Origin of the sequence: Hydrogenophaga sp. (assembly GCF_025699295.1) — a bacterium.
Lineage (GTDB): Bacteria > Pseudomonadota > Gammaproteobacteria > Burkholderiales > Burkholderiaceae_C > Hydrogenophaga.
Map to the genome: position 1 here is coordinate 1 of NZ_JAILWB010000002.1, position 22,760 is coordinate 22,760.

General features: G+C 66.3%; 21 protein-coding genes. 13 read left to right on the forward strand and 8 right to left on the reverse strand.

The features are described 5' to 3' along the window. Positions 1 to 76: 76 nt before the first annotated feature. A complete protein-coding gene (locus K5880_RS01605) occupies positions 77 to 1,162 on the reverse strand; it encodes a quinone-dependent dihydroorotate dehydrogenase (RefSeq protein WP_297647825.1) in 1,086 nt (361 codons plus the stop codon). Between the two features lie 37 nt (positions 1,163 to 1,199). Here K5880_RS01605 and rpiA point away from each other — a divergent pair, with 37 nt between their 5' ends. Continuing rightward, complete coding sequence (gene rpiA / locus K5880_RS01610; RefSeq protein WP_281685680.1) at positions 1,200 to 1,871, forward strand: ribose-5-phosphate isomerase RpiA; 672 nt, start codon at positions 1,200 to 1,202, stop codon at positions 1,869 to 1,871. A 41-nt stretch (positions 1,872 to 1,912) separates the two neighbouring features. Here rpiA and K5880_RS01615 read toward each other — a convergent pair whose 3' ends face one another. From K5880_RS01615 to K5880_RS01625, 3 genes are all read right to left on the reverse strand, one after another. Next, entirely contained in the window at positions 1,913 to 2,566 is a 654-nt protein-coding gene (locus tag K5880_RS01615) for a glutaredoxin family protein (protein WP_297647831.1), read from the reverse strand. A gap of 31 nt (positions 2,567 to 2,597) precedes the next feature. Further along, positions 2,598 to 4,679 carry a M3 family metallopeptidase gene (locus K5880_RS01620; protein WP_297647834.1) on the reverse strand — a complete coding sequence of 694 codons (2,082 nt, stop codon included), beginning with the start codon at positions 4,677 to 4,679 and terminating at the stop codon, positions 2,598 to 2,600. Between the two features lie 63 nt (positions 4,680 to 4,742). Further along, positions 4,743 to 5,219 (reverse strand): YhbY family RNA-binding protein, encoded by a 477-nt coding sequence (locus K5880_RS01625; RefSeq protein ID WP_297647837.1) that lies wholly within the window; start codon positions 5,217 to 5,219, stop codon positions 4,743 to 4,745. A gap of 44 nt (positions 5,220 to 5,263) precedes the next feature. Between K5880_RS01625 and K5880_RS01630 the strand changes: the two genes are divergently transcribed. The 5 genes from K5880_RS01630 (at position 5,264) to K5880_RS01650 (ending at position 10,806) form a co-directional block, all read left to right on the forward strand. Continuing rightward, on the forward strand, positions 5,264 to 5,935 hold the full coding sequence (locus tag K5880_RS01630) for an RlmE family RNA methyltransferase (RefSeq protein ID WP_297647839.1): 672 nt from the start codon (positions 5,264 to 5,266) through the stop codon (positions 5,933 to 5,935). A 133-nt stretch (positions 5,936 to 6,068) separates the two neighbouring features. Continuing rightward, complete coding sequence (ftsH, locus tag K5880_RS01635) at positions 6,069 to 7,988, forward strand: ATP-dependent zinc metalloprotease FtsH (protein ID WP_297647842.1); 1,920 nt, start codon at positions 6,069 to 6,071, stop codon at positions 7,986 to 7,988. A 74-nt stretch (positions 7,989 to 8,062) separates the two neighbouring features. Continuing rightward, positions 8,063 to 8,893: a dihydropteroate synthase gene (gene folP / locus K5880_RS01640; RefSeq protein ID WP_297647845.1), complete on the forward strand. Its 831-nt coding sequence runs from the start codon at positions 8,063 to 8,065 to the stop codon at positions 8,891 to 8,893. A 69-nt stretch (positions 8,894 to 8,962) separates the two neighbouring features. Next, the gene (glmM, locus tag K5880_RS01645; RefSeq protein ID WP_297647848.1) at positions 8,963 to 10,306 is read left to right on the forward strand and encodes a phosphoglucosamine mutase; all 1,344 of its coding nucleotides are present in this window, start codon (positions 8,963 to 8,965) and stop codon (positions 10,304 to 10,306) included. After that, positions 10,303 to 10,806 carry a GNAT family N-acetyltransferase gene (locus K5880_RS01650; RefSeq protein WP_297647851.1) on the forward strand — a complete coding sequence of 168 codons (504 nt, stop codon included), beginning with the start codon at positions 10,303 to 10,305 and terminating at the stop codon, positions 10,804 to 10,806. The genes glmM and K5880_RS01650 overlap by 4 nt, the downstream gene beginning before the upstream one ends. A 4-nt stretch (positions 10,807 to 10,810) precedes the next feature. On the opposite strand, the gene K5880_RS01655 is transcribed toward K5880_RS01650, so the two are convergent. Together K5880_RS01655 and K5880_RS01660 are read right to left on the reverse strand one after the other, a co-directional pair. Continuing rightward, entirely contained in the window at positions 10,811 to 12,013 is a 1,203-nt protein-coding gene (locus tag K5880_RS01655) for a DUF1343 domain-containing protein (RefSeq protein ID WP_297647854.1), read from the reverse strand. Positions 12,014 to 12,021: 8 nt separating this feature from the next. Next, on the reverse strand, positions 12,022 to 12,594 hold the full coding sequence (locus K5880_RS01660; RefSeq protein WP_297647857.1) for a DOMON-like domain-containing protein: 573 nt from the start codon (positions 12,592 to 12,594) through the stop codon (positions 12,022 to 12,024). Between the two features lie 162 nt (positions 12,595 to 12,756). Between K5880_RS01660 and K5880_RS01665 the strand changes: the two genes are divergently transcribed. The 5 genes from K5880_RS01665 to K5880_RS01685 all read left to right on the forward strand — a co-directional run bounded on the left by K5880_RS01665 (position 12,757) and on the right by K5880_RS01685 (position 18,323). After that, positions 12,757 to 13,623: a GNAT family N-acyltransferase gene (locus K5880_RS01665; RefSeq protein WP_297647859.1), complete on the forward strand. Its 867-nt coding sequence runs from the start codon at positions 12,757 to 12,759 to the stop codon at positions 13,621 to 13,623. 1 nt (position 13,624) lies between these two features. Further along, positions 13,625 to 14,551 carry a UDP-2,3-diacylglucosamine diphosphatase gene (locus K5880_RS01670; RefSeq protein WP_297647862.1) on the forward strand — a complete coding sequence of 309 codons (927 nt, stop codon included), beginning with the start codon at positions 13,625 to 13,627 and terminating at the stop codon, positions 14,549 to 14,551. A gap of 16 nt (positions 14,552 to 14,567) precedes the next feature. Then, positions 14,568 to 15,665 (forward strand): glycosyltransferase family 1 protein, encoded by a 1,098-nt coding sequence (locus tag K5880_RS01675; protein WP_297647865.1) that lies wholly within the window; start codon positions 14,568 to 14,570, stop codon positions 15,663 to 15,665. Between the two features lie 76 nt (positions 15,666 to 15,741). Further along, the gene (gene ppk1, locus K5880_RS01680; protein WP_297647868.1) at positions 15,742 to 17,820 is read left to right on the forward strand and encodes a polyphosphate kinase 1; all 2,079 of its coding nucleotides are present in this window, start codon (positions 15,742 to 15,744) and stop codon (positions 17,818 to 17,820) included. A 20-nt stretch (positions 17,821 to 17,840) separates the two neighbouring features. Next, on the forward strand, positions 17,841 to 18,323 hold the full coding sequence (locus tag K5880_RS01685) for a histidine phosphatase family protein (RefSeq protein WP_297647871.1): 483 nt from the start codon (positions 17,841 to 17,843) through the stop codon (positions 18,321 to 18,323). Between the two features lie 34 nt (positions 18,324 to 18,357). On the opposite strand, the gene K5880_RS01690 is transcribed toward K5880_RS01685, so the two are convergent. Together K5880_RS01690 and ppx are read right to left on the reverse strand one after the other, a co-directional pair. Further along, positions 18,358 to 18,798, reverse strand: coding sequence for a hypothetical protein (locus tag K5880_RS01690; RefSeq protein ID WP_297647874.1), 441 nt, complete (start codon positions 18,796 to 18,798; stop codon positions 18,358 to 18,360). 115 nt (positions 18,799 to 18,913) lie between these two features. Further along, positions 18,914 to 20,398, reverse strand: a complete 1,485-nt coding sequence (gene ppx / locus K5880_RS01695) for an exopolyphosphatase (protein ID WP_297647877.1) — start codon at positions 20,396 to 20,398, stop codon at positions 18,914 to 18,916. A gap of 221 nt (positions 20,399 to 20,619) precedes the next feature. Between ppx and pstS the strand changes: the two genes are divergently transcribed. Next, a complete protein-coding gene (pstS, locus tag K5880_RS01700) occupies positions 20,620 to 21,651 on the forward strand; it encodes a phosphate ABC transporter substrate-binding protein PstS (RefSeq protein WP_297647880.1) in 1,032 nt (343 codons plus the stop codon). Between the two features lie 82 nt (positions 21,652 to 21,733). Beyond that, positions 21,734 to 22,744, forward strand: coding sequence for a phosphate ABC transporter permease subunit PstC (pstC, locus tag K5880_RS01705; protein WP_297647883.1), 1,011 nt, complete (start codon positions 21,734 to 21,736; stop codon positions 22,742 to 22,744). Positions 22,745 to 22,760 lie beyond the last annotated feature (16 nt).

Consider the following 22,760-nt stretch of genomic DNA (forward strand, 5'->3'; position numbering starts at 1 on the left):
CAACCTGTTCGGGATCGAGTCCCCCGGTCTGACCAGTTGCCTGGCGATAGCGCAACGCGTGGCGGCGCTCGTGTGATCAGCCCTCAGCGTGAGCCTGGATCGCGCGCGCAGATGCCCATACCAGAGAGGGCCCGTGGTAGATCAGTCCGGTATAGATCTGCACAACGTTCGCGCCAGACTGGATCTTGCTCACCGCATCGTCCGCGCTGAGCACGCCACCGACACCAATGATGGGGAAACTCTTGCCCAGGCAGGCGCGCAACTGGCGGATCACCCGGTTGCTGGCCTGCAGCACAGGTGCTCCTGACAGCCCTCCCGCTTCCTGGGCGTGTGGCAGACCTTCCACCGCCGTGCGGCTGAGCGTGGTGTTGGTCGCTATCACTCCCATCGCACCGGTTGCCTGGCCACCGCCGTCCGCACCATAGCGCATGAGGGTGGTGGCGATGACTTCGATCTGCGTGTCGTCCAGGTCGGGCGCGATCTTCACGAAGACCGGAATGCGCCGCCCGTGGCGTTGCGCCAGCAGCTCGCGGCGCTCGGCCACCGCACCCAGCAGGGCGTCCAGTGCATCGTCGCTCTGCAGGCTGCGCAGATTCTGCGTGTTCGGGCTGGAGATGTTGACGGTGACGTAGTCGGCGTGCGGGTAGACACCGTCCAGACAGGTCAGGTAGTCCTCGGTGGCGCGCTCCATGGGTGTGCTCGCGTTCTTGCCGATGTTCAATCCCAGGAGCATGGGACTGGCGCCGCCCTGGCTGCGAAATCGCGCGCGCTGGACGTTCGCGACGAAGGTATCCAGCCCGTCGTTGTTGAAGCCCAGGCGGTTGATCAGGGCGTTCGCCTTGGGCAGCCGGAACATGCGCGGTTTCGGGTTGCCGGCTTGCGCCTTGGGTGTGACGGTGCCCACCTCGACGAAACCGAAACCCATCGCGGCCAGACCGTCGATGCAGCGGGCGTTCTTGTCCAGCCCTGCTGCCAGGCCTACTCGGTTTGGAAACTGCAAGCCGGCCAGCGTGTAAGGATCGTGCACACGCGGTTCGCCATAGAGGCAGGTCAGCGGCGAATGCTGAAGCCGTGCGATGGATTTCAGGGTGAGCTCATGGGCGGCCTCGGGGTCGAGGCCGAACAGGAAGGGGCGTGTGACAGCGTAGGGGAGTAGCGACATTGGATAATCCAGCTTGTTGTTTTATCGATTGTCTCAAATGACCCAAGACGAACTCAAAGCCCTGGTGGGCCAGGCGGCCCTGCACTACGTGACGCCAGGCGACATCGTCGGCGTGGGCACTGGCTCGACCGTGAACAAGTTCATCGAGGCGCTGGCGGGCATCAAGGACCAGATCCCGGGGGCCGTGTCAAGCTCGGAAGCCTCCACTGCGCGCCTGAAGGCGCTGGGCATTCCAGTCTTCGAGGCCAATGCCGTCGGCGAGCTGTCCGTATACATCGACGGCGCCGATGAAATCGATGCCCTGGGCCACATGATCAAGGGGGGGGGCGCGGCGCTCACGCGCGAGAAGATCGTGGCGGCGCAGTCGCGTCGCTTTGTCTGCATTGCCGACGAATCCAAGCTGGTCAAGGTGCTGGGCGCGTTCCCATTGCCCGTGGAGGTGATTCCCATGGCCACGGCCCGGATCGCGCGCCAGTTTGCACAGATGGGCGGTCTGGCGCAGGTGCGTCAGAAAGATGGGGCACCGCTGGTGACCGACAACGGCCAGCACATCCTGGACGTCACTGGCCTGCAGATTGCCGACCCACTGGTCTTCGAGAGTCAGGTGAACCAGTGGCCGGGTGTTGTCACGGTGGGCGTGTTCGCGCACCAGAAGGCGAGCGTCTGCCTGCTGGGCACGCCGGGCGGCTTGAAGACACTGGAGTTCTGAAACGCCAGTCGCGCCTGCGCGAACCCAAGGAGGCCAGGGGCTCAGAAGCGGATGCCGGCAGGATTCTGCGCGGGCGGCGCCACGGGCACTTCGGCCGGCGCAGGCGCGCTGGACGGAGTCGCAGCCGGCGCGCTGGCGGCTGATTCGATCCTCACAGCCACCAGTGGCGAGGCTGCCGGACGGCGGTAGCTAGATGGCAGCGCCGACTGCTTCGGGTAGCCAGCGGCATCCAGGAACCGCGTCCATTCGGTGTCGGAGTAGCCCTTGATATGCTGGCCGCCAATGGTCAGAAAAGGCAGCGAGGTCTCGCCGCTGAGGCGCTTGAGCGCTTCACTGTCCTGCACCGTATCGACGGTCTTCTCGCTGTAGGGGATGCCGCGTGCGTTGAGCAGGTTGCGACCGCTGTTGCACGGTGCGCAGTCACGACTGGAGTACAGCGTTACCGGGAAGCGGTTGCTGACCTGCCGCAGTTCGAAGGGCAGTTGTGCACTGGCGTCAGGCGTGGCGGAGCCTGTCGTTGCGCTGCCAACCGGGCGAGACGCGGCCGTTGTGGGTGGCGGTTGGTCGGAGAAGGTGACGCGCCCGTCCGGGCCCACGATGCGGTACACGCTCTGCGCCAGCGCGGGCAGGGCGAGCAGGCTGACCACTGCCGCCAAGGTCAGAAAGCGGGTTGCGGGGCGGGGGATGGCACTCATGACGGTTCCTATCGGCGGGCCACGGGACAAATCAAGACATGCCCTGGTGGCGCAGCAGGGCGTCGATGCTCGGTTCACGGCCGCGGAAGGCCTTGAACGACTCCATGGCTGGGCGGCTACCGCCGGCCTCCAGGATCGCCTGACGATAGCGGCGGCCCGTGGCCACGTCCAGTGTGCTGTGGCCATTTTGCTGCGCGGCTTCCTCGAACGCGGCATAGGCATCGGCCGACAGCACCTCGGCCCACTTGTAGCTGTAATAACCTGCGGAGTAGCCGCCCGCAAAAATGTGACTGAACGTGTGCGGCGTGCGGCTGTAGGCCGGGGGGTGCAGCACCGCGACTTCGTCGCGCACCTGCTGCTGCAGCGCGAGGATCGCAACGCCGTTCGTGACAGGCTCCGGCTGGCTGTGCAGCAGCATGTCGAACAGCGAGAACTCCACCTGGCGCAGTGTCTGCAGGCCGCTCTGGTAATTCTTCGCGGCCAGCATCTTGTCGAACAGCGCGCGGGGCAGGGGCTCGCCGGTGTCGACGTGGGCCGTCATGTGCCTGAGCACGTCCCACTCCCAGCAGAAGTTCTCCATGAACTGGCTGGGCAACTCCACCGCGTCCCATTCCACGCCACTGATGCCGGAGACGTCGCGCTCGTTCACCTGCGTGAGCATGTGGTGCAGGCCGTGGCCGAACTCGTGGAAAAGGGTGATCACGTCATCGTGCGTGAGCAGGGCTGGCTTGCCGTTGACGCCTTCGGCAAAGTTGCACACCAGATGCGCCACCGGCGTTTGCAGCGTGCCCGTGTCCGGACGCAGCCAGCGTGCGCGCACGTCGTCCATCCAGGCGCCGCCGCGCTTGCCAGTACGCGCGGCCGGGTCGAGGTAGAACTGGCCCACCAGTTGCGCGCCCTGGGGTCCGCTGCGCTCGATGCGGTAAAACTCGACGCCCGGGTGCCACACGGGCGCCTGGTCGCGGCGGATGGCCACCTCGAACAAGGTTTCGACGATCTGGAACAGGCCGGCCAGCACCTTCGGAACTGTGAAATAGGGCTTGACTTCCTGCTCGCTGAAGGCATACCGCGCTTCCTTGAGCTTCTCTCCGACGTAGGGCCAGTCCCAGGCCTGCGGGTCGGTCAGGCCCAGGGTACTGGCGGCGAATGCGCGCAGGTCTGCCAGGTCTTTCTCGGCATGCGGCCGCGCCCTGGCCGCCAGGTCGCGCAGAAAGGCCACGACCTGCTCGGGCGACTCGGCCATCTTGGGAACGAGCGACACGTCGGCGTAGTGGCGGTAGCCGAGCAGCCGGGCTTCTTCGTGGCGCAGGGCGAGCAGTTCGCCCATCAGGGCGGTGTTGTCGAACTTCCGGGCGTCACCGTCGGCCTGGTCGCTGGCCCGTGTGACATAGGCGCGGTAGAGTTTTTCTCGCAACGGGCTGCTGTGGGCGAACTGCATCACCGGCAGATAGCAAGGCATCTTCAGTGTGAGCTTGTGTCCGTCCCTGCCCTCGGCCTGCGCCGCGGCGGCCGTGGCCTGCAGCACATCGTCTGGCACGCCGGCCATCTCGTCGGCGGAGGCGTAAAGCGAAAACGCGTCGGTGGCATCTAGCGCGTTTTCGCTGAACTTCTGCCCCAGCTCGGCCTGCCGTTCCTGCAGCCAGGCGAAGCGGGCTTTCGCCTCTCCCTGCAGGGCGGCGCCACCCAGAACGAAGCCGCGCATGGCATTGTGGTGGGCCTGAACCTGCTCGGCGTTGAGCGTGGCCGGATCCATGGCCTTGTATTTGTCGTACAGCCGCTCATCGGCGCCGAGCCGGGTCCAGAATTCGGTGACCTTGGGCAAGGCCTCGTTGTAGGCTGCGCGCAATTCGGGCGTGTCGATCACGCTGTTGAGGTGGCTCACAGCACCCCAGGCGCGCGACAGGCGCTCGGTGGGCACGTCCAGTGCGCAAGAGATCCGCGACCAGTCGTTCGGGAAGTCGGGTGCCGTCACTTCTTCCAGCGCTGCGCTCGCGGCGAGCAGCAGTTCGTCGACGGCCGGGCCCACGGACGCCGGGGTGATGGCGTCAAACAGCGGCAGATCGCCGAATTCGAGCAGGGGGTTGAGGACGGACGGGGCAGAGCGGTCGTTCATGCGTTCTCAGATGTGGCGCTGTGGGGAGGTTTCAAGGCGGGCGATGCGCGCCGCGGGTTGCGCTCACTGGGACTGCGCGCTCTTCTTGACGCTCTTCTTGAGGACTTTGGCGCGCTTGACCTGGCCACCAGGTGTGAGCCGCTGGTTGCCCAGCACTCGCACCATCTTCACTTCGGGCCGTTGGCCGCCGCGCTTGCTGAACTTGAGTACCTTCACGTCCCGCGGCCCGGGCTTGCGGTCCTCGTCGACCGCTTTTTCCTTCTCGGGCATCGGGCGCCAGAGCACCAGCAGCTTGCCGATGTGCTGGATCGGCGCGGCGTCGAGCTCATCAGCCAGTGTCTGCAGCATGGCCTCGCGGGCGACGCGATCGTCGTTGAGCACCCGGATCTTGATCAGACCATGCGCCTTGAGAGCGGCGTTGGTCTCCTTCTTGACCGCGGCACTCAGACCTTCGCCGCCGACATGGACGACGGGGTCGAGATGGTGGGCCTCGGCCCGGTGGACTTTGCGCTGGGCGGGAGTGAGTGTGATCTGGGGCATGGGACAATTATCGTTTACACAGACCCCGGGCGTCCCTCATGGGCATGAAAGTCAAAACCCAGAGCAAGAAGGTCAACAAGGCCTGGCTCAACCAGCACGTCAACGATCCGTACGTGCGTCTGGCGCAGAAGGACGGCTATCGCGCGCGGGCAGCCTACAAACTCAAGGAAATCGATGAACTTCTGGGCCTGGTGCAGCCCGGGCAGTGTGTGGTGGACCTGGGCTCCACTCCTGGCGCGTGGAGCCAGTACCTGCGCCGGCGCCTGAGCCCCCAGGGTGCCGCCGTGGGGGCGTTGCAGGGCACCATCGTCGCGCTGGACCAACTGCCCATGGAAGCGGTGGAAGGCGTGCACTTCATCCAGGGCGACTTCCGCGAGCCTGCAGTACTCGCCGAGCTGGAGCAGGCGCTGGTCGATCGCGGCGTGCAGCAAGTGGACGTCGTGGTCTCCGACATGGCGCCCAACCTCTCCGGCATCGGCATGACCGATGCTGCCCGCATTACCGATCTGGTCGAACTGGCGGTGGATTTTGCCGTTCATCACCTCAGGCCTGAGGGAGCCCTGGTGGTCAAGCTGTTCCACGGCGGTGCCTATGACCCGATGGTGGCGCTGTTCCGCCGGACCTTTCGCGTGGTCAAGCCGGTCAAACCCAAGGCGTCACGCGACAAGTCGTCGGAAACCTTTCTGGTCGGCCAGGGTCTGAAAAAGAGCGCCTGAGGCCGGGGCGCAGCAAAAATATCTAACCCCTTCATTGACACGGCCTCGTCATGTGTGGGAGCTCCAGGGCTTGAAAGTCCTAGAATGGGGAACATATGAGCTTGTCAGTCACTATCGTCTCCAGGAGCTGCACTTGAACAACCAGTGGTTCTCGAAAATCGCCGTGTGGATGGTCATCGCCATGGTGCTTTTCACCGTCTTCAAGCAGTTCGACACGCGGACCGCCGCGGGTGCGGGCTACATCGGCTACTCCGAGTTTCTCGACGAAGTGAAGGCCCAGCGCATCAAGAGCGCGACCATCCAGGAGGGCCAGGGTGGCACCGAGATCGTCGCCATCACCCAGGACAACACGCGCGTGCGCACCACGGCCACCTATCTGGATCGCGGCCTGGTGGGCGATCTGATCAACAACAATGTCAAATTCGATGTGCGCCCGCGCGAAGAGAGTTCGCTGTTGATGACACTGCTTGTCAGCTGGGGTCCGATGCTGCTGCTGATCGGCGTCTGGATCTACTTCATGCGGCAGATGCAGGGTGGCGGCAAGGGCGGGGCTTTCAGCTTCGGCAAGAGCAAGGCCCGCATGCTGGACGAGAACAACAACACCGTGACCTTCGCCGACGTCGCCGGCTGCGATGAGGCCAAGGAAGAGGTGAAGGAGGTCGTGGACTTCCTGAAAGACCCGGCCAAGTTCCAGAAACTGGGCGGGCGCATCCCGCGCGGCCTGCTGCTGGTTGGCCCTCCGGGCACCGGCAAGACGCTGCTGGCCAAAGGTATTGCGGGCGAAGCCAAGGTGCCGTTCTTCAGCATTTCCGGTTCCGATTTCGTGGAAATGTTTGTGGGTGTGGGCGCGGCACGCGTGCGCGACATGTTCGAGAACGCCAAGAAGAATGCCCCCTGCATCATCTTCATCGATGAAATCGATGCCGTAGGCCGCCAGCGTGGCGCGGGCCTGGGCGGCGGCAACGACGAGCGCGAACAGACCCTGAACCAGATGCTGGTCGAGATGGACGGTTTCGAGACCAACCTGGGCGTGATCGTCGTCGCTGCCACCAACCGCCCCGACATCCTGGACGCGGCGCTGCTGCGCCCCGGTCGCTTCGACCGCCAGGTCTATGTGACGCTGCCTGACATCCGCGGCCGCGAGCAGATCCTGAACGTGCACATGCGCAAGGTGCCCCTGGGCACGGACGTGAACGCGAGCGTGATCGCGCGCGGCACGCCCGGCATGAGCGGCGCCGACCTGGCCAACCTGTGCAACGAAGCTGCCCTGATGGCCGCGCGTCGCAATGCCCGCGTGGTCGAGATGCAGGACTTCGAGAAGGCCAAGGACAAGATCTTCATGGGCCCCGAGCGCAAGAGCATGGTCATGCCCGAGGAAGAGCGCCGCAACACGGCGTACCACGAATCGGGTCATGCACTGATCGGCAAGCTGCTGCCCAAGTGCGACCCGGTGCACAAGGTCACCATCATTCCGCGTGGTCGGGCGCTGGGCGTGACCATGAGCCTGCCCGCGCAGGACCGCTACAGCTACGACAAGGACTACATGCTGAACCAGATCAGCATGCTGTTCGGTGGCCGCATTGCCGAGGAAGTGTTCATGAACCAGATGACCACCGGTGCGTCCAACGACTTCGAGCGCGCCACCACCCTGGCGCGCGACATGGTGATGCGCTACGGCATGACTGACGCGCTGGGCCCGATGGTCTACGCCGAGAACGAGGGCGAGGTGTTCCTTGGCCGCTCCGTGACCAAGACCACCAACATGAGCGAGTCCACCATGCAGAAGGTGGATGCCGAGGTGCGCCGCATCATCGATGCCCAGTACAAGCTGGCGCGCGACCTGATCGAGCAGAACAGCGACAAGATGCACGCCATGGCCACGGCGCTTCTGGAATGGGAAACCATCGACGCCGACCAGATTGACGACATCATGGCCGGCAAACCCCCGCGCCCGCCCAAGGACTGGACACCGCGCAATCCCTCGGTGGGTGGGGGCGGCGGTGGTGGTGGTACCCCCGAGGTGTCCACCGACCCGGCTCCAACGGCTGCCTGACCGGCCAGCGGCACGCGTTCATTCACACACACGGGGCTTCGGCCCCGTTGTCGTTTTCCCCTCCCGGACACTCCATGCGCTGGCTGACCTCCCGTTTCGACATCGATCTGTCCAGTCCCCGCGTCATGGGCATCGTCAATGTCACGCCCGATTCGTTTTCCGATGGCGGCCGTCACGCCGGCACGACGGCGGCGCTGCGGCATTGCGAACAGCTGATCGGGGAGGGGGCCCACATCCTGGACATCGGCGGCGAGTCCACCCGGCCAGGCAGCCCGGCGGTGCCGCTCATGGAGGAGCTCGCGCGCGTGATGCCTGTGCTGCACGGGGCGTTGACGCTGGGCGTGCCGGTTTCAATCGACACCTACAAGCCCGAGGTGATGCAGGCCGCGCTGGACGCGGGGGTGGACATCGTGAATGACATCTGGGCCCTTCGACGCGGCAACGCCCTGAAGGTCGTGGCCGCGCACCCGTGCTGCGGCGTGTGCCTGATGCACATGCACCGGGATCCGCAGACCATGCAGGTGGCTCCTATGGAGGGCGATGTGCTGCCCGACGTGATGACTTTCCTGGGCGAGCGCGCGCATGCGCTGACGGAGCGGGGTGTGGCGCGCGAGCGCATCGTGCTCGATCCGGGCATCGGGTTCGGCAAGACGGTGGCGCAGAACTTCAGCCTGCTGGCCCGTCAGGCAGAGCTGGCAGCACTGGGCTTCGGTTTGCTCGCGGGCTGGTCGCGAAAATCGTCGCTGGGTGCGGTCACCGGCCGTGAGGTGCCGGCCGAGCGGGTCTCGGCCAGTGTGGCCGCAGCCGTGCTTGCGGTGGAGCGCGGTGCCCGGGTGGTGCGGGTGCACGACGTGCGCGATACCGTGGATGCGCTCAAGATCTGGCAGGCCACGCAGGGGGTCTGAAGCCGGGCTCGCGCCACGATAATGAGCGGCTGCACGAACACCCCACAACAGGACAGAGGAACAAGAGACATGGCCCGCAAGTACTTTGGCACCGACGGCATCCGTGGCACTGTGGGCCAGGCCCCCATCACCCCCGACTTCGTGCTGCGCCTGGCGCACGCCGTGGGGCGCGTGCTGCGCCGCACCGAGGCGCATCCGACGGTGCTGATCGGCAAGGACACGCGCATTTCCGGCTACATGCTGGAATCGGCCCTCGAATCCGGCTTCAACTCGGCGGGCGTGGACGTGGTGCTGCTCGGGCCGGTGCCCACGCCCGCAGTGGCCTACCTCACGCGCGCGCAGCGCGCCAGCCTGGGTGTCGTGATCTCGGCCAGCCACAACCCGTTTGCCGACAACGGCATCAAGTTCTTCAGCGCCCAGGGGGCGAAGCTGCCCGACGACTGGGAACTGGCGGTGGAGGCCGCGCTCGAAGAACCGCCCGCCTGGGTGGAGTCCGCGCAGCTGGGCAAGTCGCGCCGACTGGACGATGCGGCCGGGCGATACATCGAGTTCTGCAAGAGCACCTGTTCGCACAACCTCGGCCTCAAGGGCCTGAAGATCGTGGTCGATGGCGCAAACGGCGCGGCCTACCAGATCGCGCCAGCCGTGTTCCACGAGCTCGGTGCCGAGGTCGTCAGGATCGGTTGCACGCCCGATGGTCTGAACATCAACCAGGGCGTGGGCGCCACGCATCCCCAGGCGCTGCTGGACGCGGTGAAGACCCATGGCGCCGACTATGGCATTGCACTGGACGGCGATGCCGACCGCCTCCAGATGGCCGACGCGCACGGGCGTCTGTACAACGGCGACGAACTGCTCTACCTGATCGTGGCCGACCGCATTGCGCGCGACGAGGATGTCCCGGGCGTGGTCGGCACGCTGATGACCAACATGGCCGTGGAGGTGGCGCTCAAGGCACGCGGCGTGAAGTTCGTGCGCGCGAAGGTGGGTGACCGCTACGTGCTCGAAGAGCTCGAACGCCACGGCTGGATCCTGGGCGGTGAAGGCTCGGGCCACCTGCTGGTGCTGGACCGGCACACCACGGGCGACGGGCTCGTGTCGGCCCTGCAGGTGCTGCAGGCCTGCGTGGACAGCGGCAAGAGCATGGCTCGGCTGCTGGCCGATGTCACGCTGTTTCCCCAGACGCTGATCAACGTGCGCCTGCTACCTGGCCAGGACTGGAAGACCAACGTCCTCCTGACCGATGAAACGCGCGCGGTGGAGGCGGCGCTGGGCGAGAGTGGCCGTGTCCTGATCCGTGCCAGCGGCACCGAGCCGCTGTTGCGCGTGATGGTGGAGGCGCGCGACGTGAAGCAGGCCCAGGCCTGCGCCGAGCGGCTCGTGGCGGCGGTGCAGGCGCAGGTGCCCGCATGACCAGGGGCACTGACCGCGGCGCCATCGTCACACTGCAGGCCGACTACGCGAACCCCGACCACGCGAGCGCGCTGGTGATGCTGCTGGACGCCTATGCGAGCGATCCGGCGGGCGGTGGCCAGGGGCTGTCCGATTACGCCAGGGCGCATCTGGTGTCCGGCCTGGCGGCGAGGCCGCAGGCCTACAGCGTGCTGGCCTTCGATGGCGAGCAGGCGGTCGGGCTGGTCAACTGCATCGAGGGGTTCTCCACCTTCGCCTGCAAGCCGCTGGTGAACGTGCATGACGTGGCGGTGCTGGCCAGCCACCGGGGCCGGGGCATTGCCGAGCAGATGCTGCGCGAGGCCGAACGCATCGCGCTCGAGCGGGGTGCCATCAAGCTCACACTGGAGGTGCTTTCGGGCAACCACAGCGCGATCCGGCTGTATGAGCGCATCGGCTTTGCCGGCTACCAGCTCGATCCGGCCATGGGCTCGGCGGTCTTTCTCCAGAAGTGGCTCTGACGCCTCAGTAAAGCAAGTGCGGCTTGCGCGCCCGGATCCATGCGGCTTCGTCGGCCGCTGCCGCAGCATCCAGCACCTGCGGTGCGGCCGTCACATCGTCCACCCACTCGCGCAGCATCGGGCCACCGTTGATGAGATCGATCGCCAGGCGGTCGTGCTCGTACTCATAGGCGAAGTCACGCCACAGCGGGTAGTCGGGTGACTGCAGGCGCAAAGCGCGGAAGGCCAGGGCCTGCAGCCGCCAGGGCTTGAACGCCGCATGGTCGTAGTGCACCGGGTCTTCCACGTGGATCTGCACGCCCGCGCACAGCTGCCCCACATGTTTGTGGAAGGTGGGCTCGAAAAAGCATTCGCGCAGCACGCAGCCCTGCAGCCACTGTGGTGCGAGGGCGCGCATGTCGCTGATGAGGCGGCGTGCGTCGATACCCGGTGCGCCAAAGAGCTCCAGCGGCCGCGTCGTGCCGCGGCCTTCGCTGAGCGTGGTGCCTTCGAGCATCACCGTGCCGGCGTAGGCGCGCGCCATCGAGAGGTTGGGCGCGTTCGGGCTCGGGTTCACCCAGGTGCGACCTTCGGGCCAGCCAAAGCCCGGCCCGGCTTCAGGTTGCCAGCCGGCCATGGTGATCACGCGGTACTCCAGTTGCAGGCCGAGCGTGGCGATGAACCAGTGCCCGAGTTCGCCCATGGTCATGCCGTGGCGCATGGGCATGGCACCCGCGCCGACAAAGCTCTCCCAGCCTTCGCGCAGCGTGAGTCCCTCGACGGGCCGACCCGCGGGGTTCGGGCGGTCCAGCACCCAGACCGCCTTGCCGTGCCGCTCGGCGGCTTCCAGCACATAGCGCAGGGTGGTGATGAAGGTGTAGATGCGGCAGCCCAGGTCCTGCAGGTCGACCAGCAGCACGTCGAAGCTTTCCATCATGGGGTCGGTCGGACGCCGCACGGTGCCGTAGAGGCTGAACACCGGGATGCCCAGGCGCGGGTCGTGGAAGTCGGGGGACTCGACCATGTTGTCCTGCTTGTCGCCGCGCAGGCCATGCTGCGGGCCGAAGGCGGCGCTGAGCCTGACATCGGGCAGGGCGGCCAGCGCGTCCAGCGAATGCGTCAGGTCGCGCGTGACCGACGCGGGGTGGGCGAGCAGGGCGACGCGGCGGCCGTCCAGGGGAGCGCGCAGGGAGGGGTCCTGCAGGAAACGTTCGATGCCGTATTGCATGAGGGGAGTCAGATCAGGGGCGCGGCCATCCGCAGGGTACGGCCATCTGCATGGTGGAAGTCGGGGCGCGTGCCCGGGTGGTGCAGCGCCCAGTAGCTCAGGCGGCCGCTGCGTTCTTCGATCACGGCGCTCAGGCCGATGGACAGTACCGCAGGGCTGAGCGGCAGGGCGGAGGCTGGCACCCGCGTGGTGAGCGTGAGCGCCTCGGATGTGACCGAGACCTGCGGCGCCGGCAGCCGCACGGGGCGCTGGCCTTCTGCCACGGCGTCGCGCGCACGTTCGGCGCAAAACCGGTAGGCCGCCCAGGCGCTGGAGGGCGAAAAATTGAATTCCTGGTAGGCGGCTTCTCCATCAACGGCCACAAAGGCCTCGAAACAGGTGTGCTGCCACAGTCCATCGGTGGCAACGGGCGCGGCGGGTGAGGGAATGCACAGCGCCGCAATGTCGCCACGCAGCATGTAGCTCAGGTGCAAGCCCTCGGCGCGCGGGTGCACCTCTGCCGACACGGCCAGCGCGACCCCCCCCGGCGTGGCCGGGTGGCAGCGCAACGGCGCGCGAAGGGGGGCGAGGCTGGGTGTCACAGCTTCGTATTCTGGCAGGCCGCTGCACGGGTGGCCCGGTGTCACCCAAACTTCACATGGCTGCCATGCGAGGGTCACACCGGGTTCGCACACTGCCTGTTCATGACCACAGCTTCAATCCACTTCGCGCCCCGGTCGGGTGCACTGTCGCAGGAGCCCGCCATGAAAGAACTGCCTACGCCCACGCTGGACCTCTCGCCTGTGTCGCTGCCACGGGGGTCGCTTCATCCCCGACCGGTTTTCACGCCTGCGCCGCTGGTGGCCCCGGCGGCGCACGCACCCGGCGCTGCCGCCAGCATCGACGTCTCGTGGGCGAGCCATCTGGACGAAGTACGTGAAGCGCAAAGGCTGAGGTTCGACATCTTTGCCACTGAAATGGGTGCACGCCTGCCGCAGACACTGCCGGGCCACGACGTGGACCTGTTCGATGACTTCTGCGAGCATCTGCTGGTGCGCGACGCGGTCAGCCGGCGTGTGATCGGCACCTACCGCGTGCTCACGCCCGCCCAGGCGAAACGCGTGGGCAGCACCTACAGCGATACCGAATTCGATCTGACGCGGCTGCGCCAGGTGCGTGACCGCATGGTGGAGCTGGGACGCAGCTGCGTGCACCGGGACCATCGGCACGGCGGCGTGATCATGGCGCTCTGGGGGGCCCTGGCCGAGTTCATGGTGCGCAACCAGCTCGACACCATGATCGGCTGCGCCAGCATCCCGATGCAGCACGAAGGCCCTCACGGCATGGTGGGCGGTGGCCACGCGGCGGCCAGCATCTGGCGGCAGGTCAGGGAAACGCACCTGGCACCCATCGACTGTCATGTGCGCCCGCGCCTGCCGCTGCCCATCGAGCAACTGGACGACACGCTCGACGTGGAGCCGCCCGCGCTGATCAAGGGCTATCTGCGGTTGGGCGCCAAGGTGCTGGGCCCGCCGGCCTGGGACCCGGACTTCAACGCCGCGGACCTGCCCATGCTCATGCGCATCTCGGATCTGCCGGCGCGCTACCGCAAACATTTCCTGGGGGCCTGACATGGCGCCCCCCGCCACGCTTCGCGCGGCCCCCCAGGGGGCTGCACTGGCGGCCTGGCAAAGCCAGTTCCGCGGTGCCCTGGCCGATGTGGGCACCGCGCCGCTGCGCGATGACGAGCCCCACGGCGATGGCGGCGAACGGGCCCGCTACCGTGCCGTCTTCATCTCCGACCTGCACCTGGGCACGGCCGGCTGTCAGGCTCGGCCCCTGCTGGACTTTCTCAAGCACCATCCGAGCCATACGCTGTACCTGGTGGGCGACATCATTGACGGCTGGCAACTGCGCCGCAAGTGGTACTGGCCGCAGGCACACAATGACGTGGTGCAGAAGCTGCTGCGCCGCTCGCGCAAGGGTTGTCGCGTGGTCTTCGTGCCCGGCAACCACGACGAGTTCGCGCGCCAGTTCGACGGTCACAACTTCGGCGGCATCGAGGTCGCCAACGAGGCAGTGCACACCACGGTCGACGGCAGGCAGCTGTGGATCGTGCATGGCGACCACTTTGACGGCGTCATCCAGTGCGCCAAGTGGTTGGCTTACCTCGGCGACAACGCCTACGAACTCACGCTGCGCCTGAATCGGCACCTGAACTCGCTGCGCGCGCGCCTGGGCCTGCCGTACTGGTCGCTCTCCCAGTACCTCAAGCACAAGGTCAAGAGCGCATTGAACTACGTCACCGACTTCGAGCGCGCCGTGGCCGCCGAGGCACGCTCGCGCGGTTACCAGGGCGTTGTCTGTGGTCATATCCACCGCGCCGAGATGCGCTACATCGATGGCACGCTCTACTGCAACGATGGAGATTGGGTGGAGAGCCTGACGGCACTCGTCGAGCACCTGGATGGTCGGCTGGAACTGGTGCAATGGCGCCCCGGCATGAGCGACGCGAACCCGGCGGTACAGGCCGAAGAAGCCGGCGTGCCGGCTGGGTGAGGCAGGGTTTCGGGCCATGAAGATCCTGATCGTCACCGATGCCTGGCACCCCCAGGTCAGCGGCGTGGTCACCACGCTGGCGGAGCTGGTGCGCCAGTTGCAGGTTCACGATCACGAGGTCGTGGTGATCCAGCCCGGTCAGTTCCGCACCCGGCCATGTCCGGGCCATGCCGGCATCAACCTCGCGCTGTTTCCCGGGCGCAGGCTGCGCCAGCTGATGGACGCGGCCGAGCCCGATGCGATCCACATCGCTACAGAGGGCCCTCTGGGCTGGGCGGCACGGGGCCATTGCCTGCGCCGCGGACTGAGATTCACCACGGCCTTTCACACCAAGTTCCCCGAGATCCTGCACGCCGCGCTGCATGTGCCGCTGTCCTGGGGTTATGCGCTGCTGCGCCGATTCCACCGCCCGAGCAGTGGTGTGATGGTGCCGACCCAGGGTGTGCTCGACATGCTCAAGGCGCGCGGCTTCCGCCACCTGCGTGCCTGGACGCACGGCGTGGATTCGCGTCTGTTCGCGCTGGCCGATGCGCCCGAGACATATCCGCCATTGGGGTCATTGGCCCATCCGGTCAGTCTGTACGTGGGGCGCATCGCCCCCGAGAAGAACATCGAAGCCTTCCTGCGTCTCGATGTGCCGGGCAGCAAGGTCGTGTGCGGGGTGGGGCCAATGCAGTCCGCGCTGCGCCAGCGCTACCCGTATGTGCACTGGCTGGGCGTGTTGCCGCGCCACGAACTCGCGCGGGTGTATGCCGCGGCCGACGTGTTCGTGTTCCCCAGCCGCAGCGAGACCTTCGGTCTGGTGATGCTGGAGGCCATGGCCTGTGGCGTGCCGGTGGCGGCCTATCCGGTGGACGGACCGCTGCAGGTGATCGGCGACAGCGGCGGTGGCGCCATGCGGGAGGATCTGCGTGAAGCCTGGAACGCCGCGCTCAAGATCAAACGCCACGAGGCACGTGATCGGGCGCTGCACTTCGGCTGGGGCAGGGCAGCCACGCTGTTTGTGTCCTACCTCAGTGTGTTGAACCGCCCGAGCCGCCTGCGGCCGGGGGTGGGCTTGACGCAGGAGGGGGGTACGAAACTGTCACACAAACGTCATCCCGTCGTTGAATAATCGTCACATGATGCGCCTCATACCACCGGCCGGGAGCGGCGGGCAACGGGCGGATCCCACGATTCCAGCGGTATCCATGAGCGGCAACAACCACAACCAGAAGACCCCCTTTCTCGATCGCGACCACAGCATCCTGGCCTTCAACGAACGTGTCATGGACTGGGCGCGCCGGCCCGACGTGCCCCTGCTGGAGCGATTGCGCTACCTGAGCATCGTCTCCAGCAACCTCGACGAGTTCTTCGAGGTGCGTGTGGCCCCGCACCTCACGGCAATGCGGACCAACGAGCAGCGCGGCCTCTACACCGCCCAGACCTATGATCGCCTGTCGGATCAGGTGCACGCGCTGGTGGCGCAGCAGTACGCGATCTACAACGACGAACTCCTGCCGCTGCTGGAGAAAAAGGGCGTCAAGCTGATCTCGCACGGTGAGCGCAACCCGCGGCAGCGACGGTGGGTCAAGGACTTCTTCGTCAGGGAAGTCCAGCCCCTGTTGATGCCCGTGGGTCTGGACCCCGCCCACCCGTTCCCGCAGGTGGCGAACAAGTCGCTCAATTTCATCGTCCGCCTGACCGGCAGGGACGCCTTCGGCCGCGAGAACGAGATCGCGATCGTGAAGGTGCCACGCATCCTGCCGCGCTTCTTCCGCATGCCGCCGGTCAAGGGCTCGAAACAGACGCACTTCGTCTCCATCTCCAGCCTGATCCGCTCGCACCTGGGCGATCTGTTTCCCGGGCGCCAGGTCACCGAGTTCTCGCAGTTCCGCGTCACGCGCCACTCCGACCTTGCGGTGGACGAAGAAGAGGTGAAGAACCTGCGCACCGCGCTGCGCAAGGGCCTGCAGCAACGCCACTACGGCCAGGCGCTGCGGCTGGAGGTGTCGGCGGGCTGCTCGGTCTACCTGTCCAACTTCCTGCTCGAACAGTTCGCTCTGCCCGAGCGCGCGCTCTACCGCGTGCCTGGTCCGGTGAACCTGGTGCGCCTGAACCAGCTGATCGACCAGGTCGACGCGCCAGCCCTGCGGTTCGAGGCCTACAACGCCGGCTGGCCGGTGCAGCTCAACCCCGGGCAGTCGTACTTCGAGCGCCTGCAACAGGGAGACGTGCTGATCCACCAGCCCTACGAGAGTTTCGACGCCGTGCTGGCTTTCCTGCGCGAGGCGGTGGAAGACCCCGACGTGCTGGCCATCAAGCAGACCATATACCGCACGGGTGCCAAGTCCGAGCTGATGAACCTGCTGCGCGAGGCCGTGCGCCGGGGCAAGGAAGTGACGGCGGTGGTGGAGCTCAAGGCGCGCTTCGACGAAGAGGCCAACATCAACTACGCCGAGCGGCTGGAGTCGGTGGGTGCGCAGGTGGTGTACGGTGTGGTAGGCCTCAAGACCCACGCCAAGATGCTGCTGGTGACCCGGCGCGAGGCCCACGGCCTGCGGCGTTACGCGCACCTGTCCACCGGCAACTACAACCCCGGCACCGCACGCCTCTACACCGACCTGAGCTACCTCACGGCCGACGACGCGCTCACCGCAGACATGGAGCAGATCTTCCTGCACCTGGCGAGCCAGAACCGGTTGCCCAGACTGAACAAGGCGCTGATCGCACCATTTCATCTGCATCGGGCCATGCTCGACAAGGTGGAGGCTGCAAGCGCAGCGGCCAAGGCCGGCCAGGACGCGCGCATCATCCTCAAGATGAACGCGCTCACCGACGAGCCCATGGCGCGCGCGCTGGCGCTGGCGTCGCAGCAGGGCGTGAAGGTGGACCTCATCGTGCGCGGGGCCTGCATCCTGCCGGCGCAAGTGCCCGGCTTCACCGACAACGTGCGCATCCGCTCCGTCATCGGTCGCCTGCTCGAACATTCACGGGTGTTCTATTTCCGCACCGGCGACGCGGAAGAACTGTGGCTCTCCAGCGCGGACTGGATGAACCGCAACATGCTGCGTCGCATCGAACTGGCCTGGCCGGTGACGGACAGCGCGCTGCGGCACCGCATCATCGACGAGTGCCTGCTGGCCTGTCTGCACGACACCCGGGACGCCTGGCTGCTGCAGCCCGATGGCCGCTATGTGCCCGCGGGTGGCGTTGCCGGGGGGCGCTCGCGTACCGTGCTGCACTCGGCCCAGGCGAGCCTGATGGCCCGCTACGGCAGCAAGGGCTGAACATGGTCGAGGGCCGCAGCATGGATCTGATCCTGTGGCGGCATGCCGAAGCGCACGACCACCCGGATCCGCAGGCGGGGTGCCCTGGCGACGCGCTGGATCTGGCGCGTCGTCTCACGCCGCGTGGCGAGAAGCAGGCCGCGCGCATGGCGGCGTGGCTTGACCGCCAGTTGCCCAATGGCGCGCGCATCTGGAGCAGCCCCGCGGTGCGCTGCGAGCAGACGGTGCTGGCCATGGGCCGCAAGTTCAAGCTGCGCGAGGAGCTCGCGCCCGAAGGCGATCCTCTGGCCCTGCTGGAGCTGGCGCAGTGGCCATTGGGCCGCTCGCCGGTACTGGTGGTGGGGCATCAGCCCACGCTGGGCCGGGTGGTGGCCCGCCTGCTTGGCCTGACCGAAGAGGATTGTTCGGTGAAGAAGGGCGCCGTGTGGTGGTTGCGCCACCGCGAGCGTGGCAGCTCGGGCCAGACCGTGGTGGTCACCGTCCAGACGCCGGAGCTGATCTGAATCACCCCACCCCCCCGCACGCAGCGGGGGGCGGTCAGGCCGACTTCGCCGGGGCGGGGCGGCGGCGTGCCACCGGGCGCTTGGCGGCCGCACGCGGTGCGGGTGCGGCTTTGCTGGCGGTCGGCTTCGTGGCCGGCTTGCGCGATGCGGTTTTCGCGGGTGCCTTGGCCTTGGTCACTGGCTTCACGGCGGGCTTTGCTGCGGCTTTTGGAACCACTTTCTTCTCGGCGGTGGCGGGGCGGCCGGTCTTGAGGGTGGGCACGGCCGACAGCGCTGCCTTGTAGGCGGCATCGTTCAGACCTTGCAACACCATCAGCCCGGCGCGCAGCAGTTCGCTCTTCTTCACGCTGCTACCCAGCGCGATGGCGCGTGTCTTGAGTGCGTCGATCGCGGCAAACTCGACCTTGGGGATGGTGAAGCTGTCGCGCACCAGTTTGGGCTTCTTGGGACTGGTCTTGCTGCTCTGACTGGCCATGAACGGGCTCCGGAAATGATGAAGGGAGCAGGATTATAAACGGTATATACCGTTTATACGGTTGTGACACTGGTGTGACAGCCGTATGACAGGGCGAGGACCGCGCCCCTCCGCTTCAGCGGATGTCGGCGGTGAGCTTCCAGGCCGATTTCTGCCATGCCACGACCTCCTCGCCGAGCAGCCAGGCCGATTGCGGATAGCGCCGTGCCCAGCCGGGGTTGGTGGAGAGCTTGAACGCGCGCGGCTTGTAGCTGAGACGGACCGATTCGTGCTCCGGCATCTGGCGGGCGTGGCACAGCAGCACCGCCAGCCGCAGTGCCATGAGTTGCTTGGCGAAGAGCTCGTCCATCAGCGCCGCTTCGAGCTTGCGCAACTTGCCGCGTTGGCCCATGACGAGCTGGCTCATGCGGTGCAGTTCGGGCAGCGAGAAGCCCGGTGCGTCGACGTTGTCGAGGATGTAGGCGCCGTGATGGTGCGAGCGATCGTGCGAAATGTGCGTGCCGATCTCGTGCAGCCGCGCGGCCCAGGCCAGCTTCTGCGAGTAGCGTTCGTTCTGCGCGTCAACCGCCGCAATCTGGGCGAACAGGGCGGTGCTGACTTCACTGACCCGTTTGCCCTGGGCCTCGTCGGCCGAGAAGCGACTGGCCAGCCAGCGCACCGTGCGTTCGCGCACGTCGCCACCGTGGGTGTCCCGGTCGATCAGGTCGTACAGCGCGCCATGGCGCAGCGCGCCCTGCGCCGGAATCATCTGTTCGATCCCGAACAGGTCGAAGATCGCGCGCAGCACGCTCAGGCCGCCGCCGATCACGGGGCGCCGGTCGTCCTTCAGTCCTTCCAGGCGCAGCTGTTCGGCGCTACCGGCCTTGATCAGGCGCTCGGTCAGCCAGTCCAGTCCCGAACGGGTGACCAGGCCCGTGGCCCAGCCGTTGGCGCCGAGCATGTCGGCCACCGCGCCCACGGTGCCGGAGGAGCCGTAGGCGATGGTCCATTCGGCGGGCGGAAACTTGTCCAGCGCCTCGTCGATCACGGCCTTGGCCGCCACTTCCGCCGTCTTGAAGGCCGCCGCGGTGAACTGGCCGCGTGGAAAATAGCGCGTCGACCAGGCCACGCTGCCCAGGCGGTAAGACTCCATGGCGCGCGCCGTGTAGCCCTCGCCCATGATCATTTCGGTGGAGCGCCCGCCGATGTCCACCACCAGCCGCTTTTCGTCCGAGTGTGGCAGCAGGCGCGAGACGCCCTGGTAGATCAGGCGCGCCTCTTCGTAGCCCGAGACCACTTCGATGGAAAAACCCAGAATGGCCTGGGCGTTGCGCAGGAATTCGTCCCGGTTCTTCGCTTCGCGCAGCGTCTGGGTGGCCACGGCGCGCACCTGCTGCTTCTTGAAGCCGTGCAGACGTTCGGCGAAGCGCGCCAGGCATTCCCAGCCGCGTTCCATCGCGGCCTGGCTGAGGTTCTTGTCTTCGTCGAGACCGGTGCCCTGACGGACGGTTTCCTTCAGGTATTCGATGCGTTCAATATGCCCGGAGTGATAGCGGCCAATCTCCAGGCGGAAGCTGTTGGAGCCTAGGTCGACGGCGGCAAGAAGGGTTCCGTTTTGCATGCAGGAGAAGGGGGCGGGTCCGTCAGAAGTGGCGGGTTGGCGGGCAGTGGAGGGTTGACAACGCAGCGTGAGCCCGGATTGTGACGCATGGCCATGGCGGCTCGGTGTTCCAGAGCGTCGGAGGGAAAAGGTGCCTGTGACAAGTCCGTTGTGTCACGCCGTTGTCATATTGCCTGCCTAAAGTTCTCCTTGTTCCCTTTCCAACCGCAAGGAGTCACTTCATGATCACCAAACGCATCTTCCTCAAGACCGTGGCTGCTGCCGCACTGGCCACCACCGGCATGGGCTCCGCATTCGCCGCCGACATCACGGGCGCTGGCGCTACCTTCCCCTTCCCGATCTACGCCAAGTGGGCCGAGGCCTACAAGAAAGAAACCGGCACGGGCCTGAACTACCAGTCCATCGGTTCCTCGGGTGGCCTGCGCCAGATCCGCGCCAAGACGGTGGCCTTCGGTGCCTCCGACGCACCCGTCTCCGGTGCCGACCTCGACAAGGACGGCATGGTCCAGTTCCCCGCCATCATCGGTGGCACCGTGCCCGTGATCAACCTCGACGGCTTCAAGCCCGGTGAACTGCGCGTGACGGGCCCGGTGCTGGCCGAGATGTTCCTGGGCAAGATCAGCAAGTGGAACGACCCCAAGCTGGCCGCGCTGAACCCCGGCAAGACCCTGCCGGACGCCAACATCACCGTGGTGCACCGCGCTGACGGCTCGGGCACGACTTTCAACTGGACTGACTACCTCACCGCCGTGAGCAAGGAGTGGGCCGACACCGTGGGCAAGGGCGCTGCCGTGAAGTGGCCGGCTCCGTCTTCCGTCGGTGGCAAGGGCAACGAGGGCGTGGCCGCCAACGTGAACCGCGTCAAGGGCGCGCTGGGCTATGTGGAGTACGCCTACGTCAAGAAGAACAACATGAACTTCCTGCAGCTGCAGAACGCCGAAGGCAAGTATGTGAGCCCGGACGACAAGGCCTTCGCATCCGCCGCCGCCGGCGCCGACTGGTTCAGTGTGCCGGGCATGGGCATCTCCATGGTCAATGCCAAGGGTGCCGACAGCTGGCCTGTGAGCACCGCGTCCTTCATCCTGATGTACAAGGATCCGGCCGACAAGGCGCAGTCCGCCGAGGTGCTGAAGTTCTTCGACTGGGCCTTCAAGAACGGCAAGGGCCTGGCCGCCGAACTCGACTACGTGCCCCTGCCCGACACCCTGACGGCGCAGATCCGCTCGAAGGTCTGGACGCAGATCGCCAAGTAAGTCAGGCAGCTTCGCGAACCACGCACGCCGGCCAGTCAGTTCTGGTCGGCGGGCGCGGGTTCACGGGGCCGGAAACTTCCGGATGGGATTCAACATGAGCCTGGGCACCACCATGAGTTCGCAACCAGTGTCCGTCAGCTCGGGCAACCCCGACATGGAGTCGATCGCCCGGCGGCAACGAATCCAGGACATCTTCTTTCACCGCGTCACCCAGGGCTTTTCGCTGCTGGTGCTGATCGCGCTGCTGGGAATCATCGTTTCCCTGTTCATCAACGCCTGGCCCACTTTCCAGAAATTCGGTTTCGAATTCATCTGGCGCGTCGAGTGGGACATCATCAACGAAGAATTCGGTGCGGCGATCGCCATTGTCGGCACGCTGGCCAGCGCCAGCATCGCGCTGCTGATAGCGGTGCCGCTGGCCTTCGGCATCGCCCTGTTCCTGACCGAAACCTGCCCGGTGTGGCTGCGCCGCCCGCTGGGCACAGCCGTCGAGCTGCTGGCCGCGGTGCCATCGATCATCTACGGCATGTTCGGCCTGTTTGTCTTTGCGCCGTTGTTTGCCGACTATTTCCAGATGCCGGTGCAGCAGATGCTGGGTGGCATGCCCCTTGTGGGCTTCCTGTTCGGTGGCAGCACCAATGGCTTCGGCATCCTGGCTGCGGGCATCGTGCTGGCTTTCATGGTGCTGCCCTTCATCGCAGCGGTCATGCGCGACGTGTTCGAGATCGTGCCGCCCATCCTGCGCGAATCGGCCTACGGCCTGGGCTGCACGACCTGGGAGGTGGTGCGCCGGGTAGTGCTTCCCTACACGCAGAAAGGTGTCATCGGCGGCATCATGCTCGGCCTGGGTCGCGCCCTGGGCGAGACCATGGCGGTCACCTTCGTGATCGGCAACGCCAACCGCATGCCGACCTCGCTGTTCTCGCCCGGCACCTCGATCGCGTCCACGCTGGCCAATGAATTCGGCGAGGCCGCCGATTTCCACCTCTCCACGCTGTTCGCGCTGGGCTTCCTGCTGTTCGTCATCACCTTCATCGTGCTCTCGGCGGCCAAGATCATGCTGCTGCGCGCCGAGAAGGCCAAGGGCCTCTGACCGGCCGTCCACACCG